We start from the raw sequence: 12,023 nt of genomic DNA on the forward strand, positions 1-12,023 counted from the left end.
CAACTTTTCCCTTATTTGTTTTGGCATAGTGTGCGTGGCCGGTCACTTTCCCCGGCCACGCACCCATCACACCATTACCGTCCATACACTGAAATCCGCCTGTTTTCACCTCCGCAGGCCGTAAAGCACTGCCAAAACCGCCTTCTATCACCTACCGCTTCAGTATCTAAAGAAATGCCGAAATTGCTTGACAGAACAGGGGTTGGGTGGTAAACTCACAGTGTATTTTGATATGAGCTTTTGATTCACATATTTTTGTAAGTCAAGAAGTACATTCCAGATTTACAAAAATATGTGATTTTTGTTTCATACGAAAATACACAAATTTTATTTTTTATAGGAGGTACCACAATGAATAACGGTACAGTTAAATGGTTCAACGCTACTAAGGGTTATGGCTTCATCACCAACGACGAGACTGGTGAGGAAGTTTTCGTACATTTCTCCGGTATCGTAGCTGATGGCTACAAGACCTTAGAGGATGGCCAGAAAGTTACCTTCGATACCGCAGAGGGCAACCGTGGTCTGCAGGCTGTTAACGTTCACGTTGTAGCTTAATCTACCACCTGAAAGCACAATACCCGAAAGTCCTATGGGCTTTCGGGTATTTTTTTGCGCATTTTTTTATTTCGAATTGTTTCATATACAGAAAAACCCCGGAGATCCTTGCGGATTCCCAGGGTTCACAGCTCTTTGTTGAGTTTTAATTACTTCAGGGTAACTTTTGCGCCCTCAGCCTCAAGTTTAGCCTTGATGTCCTCAGCCTCTTCCTTAGAAGCGCCCTCTTTCAGGACCTTCGGAGCACCGTCAACTACGTCCTTAGCCTCTTTCAGACCAAGACCGGTAGCTTCACGTACAACCTTGATAACTTTAACCTTGTTCGGGCCAACCTCGGTCAGCTCTACGTCGAACTCGGTCTTCTCCTCAGCTGCCTCGCCTGCGCCAGCTGCTGCTGCAACTACAACGCCTGCTGCTGCGGATACGCCAAACTCTTCCTCACAAGCCTTTACCAGCTCGTTCAGCTCTAATACGGATAACTCTTTGATAGCTTCGATAAACTCTGCAGTGGTTAACTTTGCCATTTTAATTTCCTCCATTAAATAATGATATTTCTGAATCAATGATAGTTCGATACGGTATCGAATTGCTTCATACTGATGGTTATGCGGCACGCCGCGGACCGGTCAGTAAATTAAGCCTCTGCGCCCTGCTGCTCAGCGATCTGGTTAAGCACACGAGCGAAGTTGGTGATCGGAGACTGGATGCTTCCCAGTAACTTTCCGAGAAGTACTTCTCTGGACGGGATAGTTGCAATAACCTGCATACCCTTCTGATCATAGTAAGTACCTTCAACAACACCAGCTTTGATCTCAAGCTTGTCTGCTTTCTTAGCAAACTCAGCCAGGATTCTTGCCGGAGCTGTAGCGTCGTCCTTAGATACTGCGATTGCGGTCGGTCCTTCTAAATCCGGATCCAGAGCTGCAAAATCGGTACCCTCAGCTGCACGCTTGATCATGGTGTTCTTATATACTTTGTAAGCAACACCAGCTTCTCTTAACTGCTTACGAAGCTCGGTATCCTGAGCAACAGTAAGACCACGATAGTCTACTACTACTGCGGATGCAGCGCCGTTTAACAGCTCGGAGATCTCAGCTACGATAGGCTGTTTTAACTCAACTTTAGCCATGAATGTCTTCCTCCTGTTTTATTATATAACTGGAGACTGCAAGGAAAAGCCCCACTGTGCAAGACAGAGGGGCTCTACAAATTCGTCGTTTAATACAAAATTGTACGTTCCTCGGTAGGCGGCTGTAACCTTACGCCTTACGGCACCTACTGTCTTCGGCAGTCAATACTTGTGTATGATAACATACTATATTTGGATTGTCAATCAGTTTTTTGCAAAATCTGATTAAGCCATCAGCTTAACTACGTTCAGCTTAACGCCCGGGCCCATGGTAGAGGTCAGGGTTGCGCTCTTGATGTAAGCACCCTTTAAGGTAGCCGGTTTTGCTTTATTGATTGCATCCATAAGCGTCTGGAAGTTGTCCGCTAACTGCTCCTCAGTGAAAGAAGCTTTACCCACTGGCACGTGGATAATGTTGGTTTTATCAAGTCTGTACTCGATCTTACCAGCTTTGATATCGTTGATAGCTTTGGTTACGTCCATGGTTACGGTACCAGCCTTCGGGTTTGGCATTAAGCCCTTCGGTCCAAGTACACGGCCCAGACGACCAACAACGCCCATCATATCCGGGGTAGCTACAACTACATCAAAATCTAACCATCCCTCGTTCTGGATCTTCGGGATCAGCTCCTCAGCGCCTACGAAATCTGCGCCTGCAGCCTGAGCCTCGTCAGCCTTTGCACCCTTAGCGAAAACAAGGATTCTGGTAACTTTACCAGTACCGTGCGGCAGAACAACTGCACCACGGATCTGCTGGTCAGCGTGACGTCCGTCACAACCGGTTCTGATATGAGCCTCAATGGTTTCATCAAATTTAGCTACAGCAGTCTTCTTAACAAGTGCGATAGCGTCTGCTGCATCATAAAGAGTAGCGCGGTCTACTGCTTTAGCCGCTTCTACGTATCTCTTTCCATGTTTCATAATAAAATAACCTCCTAGTGGTATTGTCGGGGATGTCCCTCCCACGTATTTAAAGTTTCATCTCAGTCCTGTATGAAGAATTACTCCTCAACAGTGATACCCATGCTTCTTGCAGTACCTGCAATCATGCTCATAGCTGCTTCCAGACTTGCTGCGTTTAAGTCAGGCATCTTGGTCTCAGCGATCTTCTGAAGATCTGCCTTAGAGATGGTAGCAACTTTGGTCTTGTTCGGGGTTGCGGAACCGGATTTGATCTTGCAGGCTTTCTTTAACAGAACAGCTGCCGGCGGAGTCTTGGTAACGAAGCTGAAGCTTCTGTCTGCATATACGGTAATAACAACCGGGATGATCAGATCGCCCTGATCTGCGGTTCTTGCGTTAAACTCCTTGGTGAACTGTACAATATTAACACCGTGCTGACCCAGTGCCGGACCAACCGGCGGAGCCGGGGTAGCCTTGCCTGCCGGAATCTGTAATTTGATGTAACCAGTTACTTTCTTTGCCATGATAATGACCTCCTAATAATGTGGTATTGTCGGGGGTGTCCCTCCCACGAACCGGCATCACCGGTCCTTTTTCGTTGTTACATGTGCTTCACTTCTGTGAAATTGAGTTCAACCGGTGTTTCACGGCCGAACATCTCGACATTGATCGTAAGAGTGTGCTTACTTTCATTGATAGACTTAACGGCACCGATCGTGTCCTTCCATGCACCGGCAGTTACCACAATGGTATCGCCAACTGCATAGTCCAGAGCAACTTCAGTCTTTCCGAATCCGAGGCTCTCCATCTCCTCATCGCTTAACGGAACAGGCTTGGAGCCCGGTCCGACAAAGCCGGTTACGCCGCGGGTGTTGCGTACTACATACCAGGTATCATCGTTCATGATCATATGGATGAGTACATAGCCCGGGAACATTTTTTTGTCCGCAAGCTTCTCCACGCCGTTCTTGAGTTCTGCGACTTCGAGCATCGGAACGGAAACTTCGAGGATCTGATCCTGAAGGTTACGGTTCTCAATGGTTTTCTCAATGTCAACTTTAACTTTGTTCTCGTAGCCTGAATAGGTATGAACTACATACCACTTTGCTTCTGACATCTTATCACCCTCGCCTTAATTAAATAATGAAGCTGAGGCCCCATTTGATAATGAAATCCAGGATTGCGATGATAATTCCCAGCGCAGCGGTAACCGCTACTACAGCAACAGTCTGCTTGCCAACGGTTTCCTGGTCAGGCCATACGATTTTGTTGAACTCAGCTTTTAAACCCTTGAAAAAGCTCTTCTTCGGAGCCTTCTCAGTGCCTGTAGTTTCTCCCATAGTTCACACTCCTTACTTGGTTTCTTTGTGTAAAGTATGAGTTTTGCAGAATCTACAATATTTTTTGGTCTCCATGCGATCCGGATGTGTCTTTTTATCCTTCGTCATGTTGTAGTTCCGCTGTTTACATTCTGTACATGCCAGTGTAATCTTTGTGCGCACGACTTCCACCTCCACTTGATTTTTTCGTTGTTTTTCAGTCTTTTTTTCTGCCGGATCAGCCCACAGGCTAATTTTGAGCATAAAAAAAAGACCTAAGCTCTTCCATTCGCCATACCACTATAGCATAACGATGTCCATGCGTCAATCTTTTTCTTTATTTTTTAGCGAATTATAGAAGTATACATCTAAAATGAAACAGCTTAAATTAAACCCGTACCGTCTAAATCTAAGCTGTTTCCCGTTAGCTATTCAGTTTTTATCATAAATTTGGCATTATAATGCCTGCCTTTCGGAATCTGTTTTACAGGATCATAAGGCGTCTCTTCGAACTGAATTTTAATCTCTGGATCCAAAAAATCAAATGTCACTATTGTACAATAATCTGCGGTTATTGTTAAAATCCTGACCTCAAATTTTTCCGAATTCAGCCATCTTCCTGTCGATAAAACCGGATAGTCACCCCAAATGCTTTTTAAAATTCCTGGTTCCATTTTATCTTTGAGCCCTAGCACAATTTCATTTTCCTGATGATCTTCTGTATATCGCATCCTACATTGATCATCATTTTCAAACGATAAACTTATTTTTTCGATCCCTGTCCTATTCAGTTCAATACGAGCATCTGCAAATGCCAAACTCTGTCGCTTTGTTGTTACCATAGATTCTCTGTTTGAATCCATTATAATTTCCCGTCCGGACACTTCTCTGGCTTTTGAAGAAACAGGCCTCTTCTCTGGCCATGGTAGCTTAAGATTCTTTAACTTCTTCTTTAATGCAACCCATTCAGTATCTGTTGACTCTCTATCAAAAGCAGGAATCAAATATTTCCAAAACAGTTCTAAAATTCTTTCTGGTCTGGCTTCCGATGCTGTGGTAACTAGCACTGCATTATAGTCTTCTAAAACCACCGCTAACTGTCCAAAACTCCCATCAAAGCGATACGCATTTTTTTGTGTGCATCTCCAATTCTGGAAACCATATCCGCAATACCAATCTGGCTTTAATGTCGGGTTGCTATGAGACCAAGAATCCCTAAATTGCATTTTTGTAAATTCTTTAACCCAGCTTTCCGATAAAAGCCTTACACCATTCCATATTCCGTTATTTAAATACAGAACAGCCAGTTTTGCCAAATCTTCTGTACGAAGGAACAGTCCACCTCCTCCATACTCAATTCCCATGGGACAGGTATCACAATATGCATCATAAATCCCCAATGGCTCAAATATGCGAGTTCTTAAATAACGTGTCATATTTTGTCCTGTCACTTTTCTGATAATTGCTGTCAGCATATAGCTTGCCATGGAACTATATTGAAAATGCGTTCCAGGAACATAAGGTACCGGATGATTTAAAAACTGCTTTACATAGTTATCTGTTCCTTTCCTTGGCGGTACAGAATCATGCCCACATGTCATTGTCAGCAAATGCCATACATTCATTTTCTTTAAATTATCACAAGGATTTTCTGGCGCATATTCCGGAAAAAAAGACATTACCGTATCTTCTAATTTTAGTCTCCCCTCGTCAATTAAAAGTCCAATAGCTGTTGCAGTAAAACTCTTTGTTGCAGAATGCATAGAACGTTCAATACACTCTGAATAAGGTTTATAGTATCCTTCTGTTATGACTTTTCCATCTCTGATTATCATAATACTGTTCAGCATGATGTTCTTTTCTTCCGCTTCTTCCAACATCTTTAGAATTAATTTCGCAGAAACTTTTTCTTTAATTGGTGTGCTTCTTAAAAGCGGCTTATTTTTTACCATATGTAAACTCTCCCCCTAAAAAATCCCCGCAGCAGAACCAACAATACTTACTACTATGATTCCAAAAAGTATAGTTGTAGCTTTTGTTCCTTTTTTAAGTAACCAGTAAACCAGAGCAAAAATTCCAAGTGACAGGATATCCGGCATGATAGCGTTCAGAATATCCATAATATTAACGATGCCTTCTCCTACACCTATTGCAAGCTGCAAATTTATAGATACAATACTTGCAGTCATACCACCAACTACCATTAAACCAATAACCGTTACTGCGCTAAATATCTTCTTTATAATCTCTGATGAATTTTGGAATAAGGAGACTCCAAATTTATAACCATAAAATACTCCGAAATATCGAATCAGTAAATTACTGACACCATATATCAACATGAATAAAATCGGGCCAAGAAAGCTTCCCTGTAAAGCGAATGTGCATCCAACTCCTGTTGCGATTGTTTTTAATGTTCCCTTGTCAATTGTGTCACCAATTCCTGACATTGGTCCCATAAGACTGGCTTTTGTCGCATTAATCGACTCTTTCGGGAAATCTTCATCCTTTGCATTTCTTTCTTCCATCGCCGTCAATACCCCTAGAAGGGTTGGATTAAACATCGGTGTTACATTGTAAAATTCTGTGTGACGTTTCAGCGCTTCTGACAAATCTTCTTTGTTTTTATACAATTTCTGTAAAATTGGAGCTAAACTGAACGCACAGCCCATATCCATTTGTTTTTCATAGTTTAATGAAGCACTGACACTCAAAGAATCAAAAAACAAATATCACTTTTGATTTTCAAAGCCTCCTGTTTCATAAAATGCAACAATAATTCTTTTTTGTCCTCATCAGATCGTTCTGACAATGACGGGATTTCTATTGAAATGGGGATCTGTTTTACTAACTGTTCCACTTCACTAGCATCATGTCTGATATTAGCTGTTAATATTATCTTACATTCGTTTTTTTTCTAAAATTCTCATTAACTGAATGTTGGAAATTTTTTCCACATTTTCAATACATATAATCTTCTTTTTTTTACCTTCCAAGCAATCCGTCAATTCAAATATTTCATCTTGATTACCAAGAATTCCAGCATCCATGAATTGCGTTTTTTCATCTGAATATCCCTTATCTAGTGCATATTCTCCCACCAGTTCTGCCAGCTTATGTTTTCCCGTCCCTTTTTTTCCATAAATCAAAATAGGAATTCCCTTATCTGGATATCCTACTGAAACTTTACATTTATTAATCTGATAACTTAGCCCTGAATATGCTCCAATATAACTATCAAATACATCCTTGTTGGAAATGCCCAAACATATTCTTAAATCACAAAAACTCAAAAATTCATTTTCTTTCAAATGAGTTCCGTATAAGCGTTCAACCGTTTTTCGATGCAAAAAAGATACTGGTCTTGTACTGATTTTAATAAGCTCCCCCTCTTTTACCATATCATTTAAATAGTGGCTACACAAATTTCTGCTAATGTTTAACTGTCTGCTTATTTCTCCTGTCGTGACTATTTCAGGTGTTTTCCAATCTATTGATTCTGTATTTAATTTAATTAAATTATAGATTTCTTTTTTTGTCTTTTCGTACATAAATTTTCACCATTTTCTTTTCCATCCGCGTTATCTGAATTATATCTATTCTTTCACAGAAAATCTTATCTGTGAAGAAACTCAGACTCTTCCGTTTTAATTTTGGACAGATTTTATATTTTATAGTTTGTTATAGCTGATTTTGCAACTAATTTTAGACTGATTTTATTCTCTAATTACAATAACTATTTTTCTTAATTCTTTGCTAAAAAATACAGAGGCCATTTAGCCCCTGCATTAATCCTAATTTTTCTTTCTCATCATTAAAGACTCAAACACTACCCCCAATACAAATAGAAACAAAATAGACCTCTCGCACGCCAACTTCTTTGAGAATCCGCGTGCAGGATTCAATGGTACTTCCAGTAGTATAGATATCGTCGACCAGAACAACAGTATCTGGGATACACAAGACAACTCCTTGAACGGTCCTCTGAGTCCAATTGCCAGCTAATGTTCCACTCTGAGCTGTCACCGCAAATGCGTGGCGCAGATTCCGCAGACGCTCATCCGGACCGAGATCCTTTTGCGGCGCTGTCTTCCGGGTACGGACCAGCAGTGCTTCGTTCACGGAAAGTCCTGTCAGACGTCCGAGACGCACCGCCAGCTCTCCTGCCTGGTTAAAACCGCGGGAGCGCAGTCTTGCCGGATGGACGGGTACCGGCACCAGCACCGCTTCTTTATGGAGTTCAAAGAAATAGCCGTACCGCCGCGCGATGGCTTCCGCGTAAAAATCCAGATATTCCCGCCGGTTTTTGTACTTGACTGCTGCCATGGACTTCTGAGCCACAGCATCGTAGCGGATCAGCGCGATTCCGTACTCAAAGCTGCGCTGTCTTCGCAGGCAGTCCGGGCAGTATTCCGCGCGGTCAGCAATGAGCTCTGTCCCGCATTTTTTGCAGGATGGCTGCCGGATAAAATGAAGCTTTGCCATACAGCCCGGACAGATCAGTGCGCCCTCCGGCAGTACGATCTGCCCGCAGACCGGACAGCGGCGTGGGAACAGCAAATTTATAATTCTGATTTCATAACCTCCTGGATCCGGATCTTCAGTCCGGTGTAGCGGCGCTGCTCGACCTCATTGTCTACCATGGCCTGAAGCATCTCCGGGATGCCGACCAGACACACACAGGCGCGGGCGCGGGTGACCGCCGTGTAAATCAAGTTTCTTGTCATCAGCATGCGGGGGCCGGAATAGACCGGGATCACCACCGCCGGATACTCGCTTCCCTGGGATTTATGAATGGTAATGGCATAGGCCAGCTCCAGCTCCTCCAGCTGCTTAAAGCTGTAATCCACCATTTTGCCCTCGTCAAATTCTACGGTCAGCTCTTCCGCAAAGGTATTGATCTCGCGGATGATGCCGATGTCTCCGTTGAAAACTCCGGCACCGGAATCCACCGGGATTCCATAGCGATTGCGGGTCTCCCACTCAATCTGATAATTATTTTTGATCTGCATGACCTTATCTCCGACGCGATAGATGGTTCCGCCCACCTCTTTTTCCGGTTTAGACGGATCCTTCGGGTTTAAGAAGCTCTGCAGGATCGTATTCAGGCGTTCCACGCCCAGGGCACCCTTTCGCATCGGAGTCATGATCTGGATGTCGAACATATCCGCGTGAACGTAATTCGGAAGCTTTTCCCGCACCAGCGTCAGCATGGCGCTGATAATGGCATCCGGCTGTTCTCTGCGGATAAACAAAAAGTCTTTGCTGCGCTTGCCAAGCGGAATCCGTTCACCATCGTTGATCCTGTGGGCATTGACGATAATGTCACTCTCGGCTGCCTGACGGAAGATCCGGGTCAGCTGCACTACATCAAAGGCCCCGGAGGCGATCAGGTCACGCAGCACATTGCCAGGGCCAACACTCGGAAGCTGGTTGGTATCCCCCACCAGGATCAGGCGGGTTCCGGGGTTCACTGCCCGAAGAAGTGCATGCATCAGATAAATATCCACCATGGACATCTCATCAATGATGATGGCATCTGCATCCAGCGGATTCTCCTCATTGCGCTCAAAATGCATACCTGATGTGTCTTTATCATCAGAGGGGACTCCCGTCAGCTCCAGCAGACGGTGGATCGTTCGCGCCTCATAGCCGGTTGCCTCCGTCATGCGCTTCGCTGCACGGCCGGTCGGCGCCGCCAGAAGAATCTCCATCTCTTCCTGTTCAAAGTAACGGATGATGGTGTTGATGGTAGTTGTCTTACCGGTACCGGGTCCTCCGGTGATAATGAGCAGGCCGCTGTTGACCGCCTCGACGACCGCGCGGATCTGCAGCTCATCCGGCTCAATGCGTTCTTCTTCACAGATCTTCTCCAGCTTTTTGCGGATCTCCGTTTCCGGCTCAGCCCCCCGCAGGTTCAGATCATGGAGCATACGGGCCGTGTTAAGCTCTGTATAATAATACTGGGAAGCGTAAACATGGCGGGAGGCAGGGGTACTGTCATCCTCTTCCGGCTTCAACAGCTTCTCCTCATTCACCTTTACCACGATCTTCTTCTCCATCTGAAGGTCTGTCAGATGTTTCTCCATCACTGCCGGATCTACATGCAAAAGCTCAGACGCGGATGCCAGCAGCTCCTCCTGCGGCAGGTAGGTATGTCCGTTTGCCACGGACTGCAGCAGCGTATAATAAATGCCGCTGCGAATCCGGAAATCCGAATCCGTGAATATTCCCACTTTCTGAGCGATCTCATCTGCCATTTTAAATCCGACACCCTGGATGTCATCCGCCAGGCGGTAGGGATTTTCCTTGATAATGCTGTACATCCGGGAACCGTATTCGTTGTAGATTTTGAGGGCCAGACTCATGGAGATGCCGTATTCCTGCAAAAACATCATGGCCTGGCGCATCTCCTTCTTGGACTCCATCTGCTCCGAAATAGCCTGGGCCATTTTTTCGCTGATTCCCTTTACCTCTGCCAGACGCTCCGGTTCTTCCTCAATGATGCGGAAGGTATCTGCCTTGAACCGCTGCACAATGCGGGCAGCCAGTGCTGTACCAACACCACGGATCGCGCCGGATCCCAGATAGCGCTCCATGGATGCCGTATCTTCCGGAGCTTTCAGCTCATACGATTCCACCTGGATCTGGTCTCCGTAAATGGGATGCTCCACATCACGTCCGGACGCCTCAATAAAATCCCCCTCACTGATATACGGAAAGGTTCCCACCAGTACATAGTCCAGTCCATCCGAATTGACACTTAAGATCGAGTAGCCATTTTCCTCGTTGCGATATTTGATTTTCTCTACATATCCGCTTACTGTCGCCATGTTCTTGTATCTCCTGCGAATAGAAAGGTCCCGCGTCCGCGATGGACACGAGACCCCTTCTGTTTGCTCGTCATTCGTTATATCCGTAAAAATCGTTTGTCTTAATTAAATTCCTGCTCTTTTTTGTCTCCGTGCTGGAACTCGATAAACTTACCGGTTCCGATTGCCACTGCGGTCAGCGGATCCTCCGCTACCATGGTGGTGATACCGGTCTTTTCTTCGATCAGCTGGTCGAGACCATTCAACAGAGAACCGCCGCCGGTCATCACGATGCCGCGGTCGAAGATGTCTGCTGCCAGTTCCGGAGGTGTTCTCTCCAGTACATTGTGAACAGCGTCCACGATCTGCATAGCCGGCTCACGCAGCGCTTCCAGGGTTTCCTCAGAAGTGACCACAATGGTCTTCGGAAGTCCTGTCACCAGATTACGGCCGCGCACTTCCATGGTCAGTACTTCCGGTCTGCGGTATGCAGAACCGATGTTGATCTTGATCTCCTCTGCGGTTCTCTCACCGATCAGCAGGTTGTGCTTCTTTCTCATGTAACGGACCAGAGCCTCATCAAAGTCATCACCTGCAATCTTGATGGAAGTGCTTACTACGGTTCCGCCAAGAGAGATGACTGCGATATCTGCAGTACCACCACCGATATCAACGATCATGTTTCCGCAGGCCTTGGAAATATCAATTCCGGCACCGATGGCAGCTGCTACCGGCTCCTCAATGATGGAAACCTCGCGGGCACCTGCCTGATAGGTAGCGTCCTCAACGGCCTTCTTCTCGACCTCAGTCGCACCGCTCGGAATGCAGACTGCAATACGCGGCTTGCGAAGGGTTCTTTTGCCTACTGCCTTATTGATGAAATACTTTAACATCTTTTCAGTAACCGTGTAATCAGAAATAACGCCCTGGCGCAGTGGTCTGACCGCAATGATGTTGCCCGGTGTTCTTCCGATCATCAGACGTGCTTCCTCACCGATTGCCATTATCTTGTTGGAATCACGGTCGATTGCTACTACGGAAGGCTCCTTCAGCACAACGCCCTTGCCTTTGATGTATACCAAAATGCTCGCCGTACCTAAATCGATTCCGATATCGTTGGATACTAACATAAATTTCCTCCTGAGATTTCTCGTTTCGCAGCTGTTCTGTTTTCTCACAGCCGCCCTGTTTCCCATTGATTTCTATCTATGAATATGCGCAAAGAGCGCATTTTTCGTTCTAATCTCTCTTATTATATACAATCCAGAAGGTTTTTGAAAGGGTTTTTTTATTTTTTATTAT

The 12,023-nt window shown here is 45.1% G+C and carries 14 protein-coding genes and 1 other annotated feature; of the genes, 1 reads left to right on the forward strand and 13 read right to left on the reverse strand.

The features are described 5' to 3' along the window. The first annotated feature begins 351 nt into the window (after window positions 1-351). Entirely contained in the window at window positions 352-558 is a 207-nt protein-coding gene (locus tag DW819_RS02470; RefSeq protein ID WP_118531268.1) for a cold-shock protein, read from the forward strand. 149 nt (window positions 559-707) lie between these two features. Here DW819_RS02470 and rplL read toward each other — a convergent pair whose 3' ends face one another. From rplL to mreB, 13 genes are all read right to left on the reverse strand, one after another. Continuing rightward, window positions 708-1,082, reverse strand: a complete 375-nt coding sequence (gene rplL, locus DW819_RS02475) for a 50S ribosomal protein L7/L12 (protein WP_118542223.1) — start codon at window positions 1,080-1,082, stop codon at window positions 708-710. A gap of 110 nt (window positions 1,083-1,192) precedes the next feature. After that, window positions 1,193-1,687, reverse strand: a complete 495-nt coding sequence (rplJ, locus tag DW819_RS02480; RefSeq protein ID WP_118719912.1) for a 50S ribosomal protein L10 — start codon at window positions 1,685-1,687, stop codon at window positions 1,193-1,195. 33 nt (window positions 1,688-1,720) lie between these two features. Continuing rightward, window positions 1,721-1,864, reverse strand: a sequence feature (ribosomal protein L10 leader region). A 48-nt stretch (window positions 1,865-1,912) separates the two neighbouring features. Continuing rightward, window positions 1,913-2,608: a 50S ribosomal protein L1 gene (gene rplA, locus DW819_RS02485; RefSeq protein ID WP_118731925.1), complete on the reverse strand. Its 696-nt coding sequence runs from the start codon at window positions 2,606-2,608 to the stop codon at window positions 1,913-1,915. Between the two features lie 80 nt (window positions 2,609-2,688). Beyond that, complete coding sequence (rplK, locus tag DW819_RS02490; RefSeq protein WP_118531260.1) at window positions 2,689-3,114, reverse strand: 50S ribosomal protein L11; 426 nt, start codon at window positions 3,112-3,114, stop codon at window positions 2,689-2,691. A 77-nt stretch (window positions 3,115-3,191) separates the two neighbouring features. Beyond that, window positions 3,192-3,707, reverse strand: a complete 516-nt coding sequence (gene nusG, locus DW819_RS02495; RefSeq protein ID WP_118531258.1) for a transcription termination/antitermination protein NusG — start codon at window positions 3,705-3,707, stop codon at window positions 3,192-3,194. Window positions 3,708-3,726: 19 nt separating this feature from the next. Beyond that, window positions 3,727-3,930, reverse strand: coding sequence for a preprotein translocase subunit SecE (secE, locus tag DW819_RS02500; protein WP_118531256.1), 204 nt, complete (start codon window positions 3,928-3,930; stop codon window positions 3,727-3,729). A 12-nt stretch (window positions 3,931-3,942) separates the two neighbouring features. Continuing rightward, window positions 3,943-4,092: a 50S ribosomal protein L33 gene (gene rpmG / locus DW819_RS02505; protein WP_080552267.1), complete on the reverse strand. Its 150-nt coding sequence runs from the start codon at window positions 4,090-4,092 to the stop codon at window positions 3,943-3,945. A 245-nt stretch (window positions 4,093-4,337) separates the two neighbouring features. Next, window positions 4,338-5,861, reverse strand: a complete 1,524-nt coding sequence (locus DW819_RS02510; RefSeq protein WP_118731926.1) for a serine hydrolase — start codon at window positions 5,859-5,861, stop codon at window positions 4,338-4,340. Window positions 5,862-5,876: 15 nt separating this feature from the next. Continuing rightward, window positions 5,877-6,638, reverse strand: a complete 762-nt coding sequence (locus DW819_RS02515) for a PTS system mannose/fructose/sorbose family transporter subunit IID (RefSeq protein ID WP_118731927.1) — start codon at window positions 6,636-6,638, stop codon at window positions 5,877-5,879. A gap of 171 nt (window positions 6,639-6,809) precedes the next feature. Further along, on the reverse strand, window positions 6,810-7,460 hold the full coding sequence (locus tag DW819_RS02520; RefSeq protein WP_118731928.1) for a hypothetical protein: 651 nt from the start codon (window positions 7,458-7,460) through the stop codon (window positions 6,810-6,812). A 271-nt stretch (window positions 7,461-7,731) separates the two neighbouring features. Beyond that, window positions 7,732-8,469 carry a ComF family protein gene (locus DW819_RS02525; RefSeq protein ID WP_347560150.1) on the reverse strand — a complete coding sequence of 246 codons (738 nt, stop codon included), beginning with the start codon at window positions 8,467-8,469 and terminating at the stop codon, window positions 7,732-7,734. A gap of 2 nt (window positions 8,470-8,471) precedes the next feature. Beyond that, window positions 8,472-10,742 carry an ATP-dependent RecD-like DNA helicase gene (locus DW819_RS02530; protein WP_118731929.1) on the reverse strand — a complete coding sequence of 757 codons (2,271 nt, stop codon included), beginning with the start codon at window positions 10,740-10,742 and terminating at the stop codon, window positions 8,472-8,474. A gap of 101 nt (window positions 10,743-10,843) precedes the next feature. After that, window positions 10,844-11,851 (reverse strand): rod shape-determining protein MreB, encoded by a 1,008-nt coding sequence (mreB, locus tag DW819_RS02535; RefSeq protein ID WP_118731930.1) that lies wholly within the window; start codon window positions 11,849-11,851, stop codon window positions 10,844-10,846. Window positions 11,852-12,023: the final 172 nt, after the last annotated feature.

Origin of the sequence: Clostridium sp. AM33-3, from assembly GCF_003480315.1 — a bacterium.
GTDB lineage: Bacteria > Bacillota > Clostridia > Lachnospirales > Lachnospiraceae > Brotaphodocola.

Coding starts and splice junctions, on each gene's coding strand:
- DW819_RS02470 (WP_118531268.1), top strand. CDS start 352: ATGAATAACGGTACAGTTAAATGGTTCAACGCTACTAAGGGTTATGGC.
- rplL (WP_118542223.1), bottom strand. CDS start 1,082: ATGGCAAAGTTAACCACTGCAGAGTTTATCGAAGCTATCAAAGAGTTA.
- rplJ (WP_118719912.1), bottom strand. CDS start 1,687: ATGGCTAAAGTTGAGTTAAAACAGCCTATCGTAGCTGAGATCTCCGAG.
- rplA (WP_118731925.1), bottom strand. CDS start 2,608: ATGAAACATGGAAAGAGATACGTAGAAGCGGCTAAAGCAGTAGACCGC.
- rplK (WP_118531260.1), bottom strand. CDS start 3,114: ATGGCAAAGAAAGTAACTGGTTACATCAAATTACAGATTCCGGCAGGC.
- nusG (WP_118531258.1), bottom strand. CDS start 3,707: ATGTCAGAAGCAAAGTGGTATGTAGTTCATACCTATTCAGGCTACGAG.
- secE (WP_118531256.1), bottom strand. CDS start 3,930: ATGGGAGAAACTACAGGCACTGAGAAGGCTCCGAAGAAGAGCTTTTTC.
- DW819_RS02510 (WP_118731926.1), bottom strand. CDS start 5,861: ATGGTAAAAAATAAGCCGCTTTTAAGAAGCACACCAATTAAAGAAAAA.
- DW819_RS02520 (WP_118731928.1), bottom strand. CDS start 7,460: ATGTACGAAAAGACAAAAAAAGAAATCTATAATTTAATTAAATTAAAT.
- DW819_RS02530 (WP_118731929.1), bottom strand. CDS start 10,742: ATGGCGACAGTAAGCGGATATGTAGAGAAAATCAAATATCGCAACGAG.
- mreB (WP_118731930.1), bottom strand. CDS start 11,851: ATGTTAGTATCCAACGATATCGGAATCGATTTAGGTACGGCGAGCATT.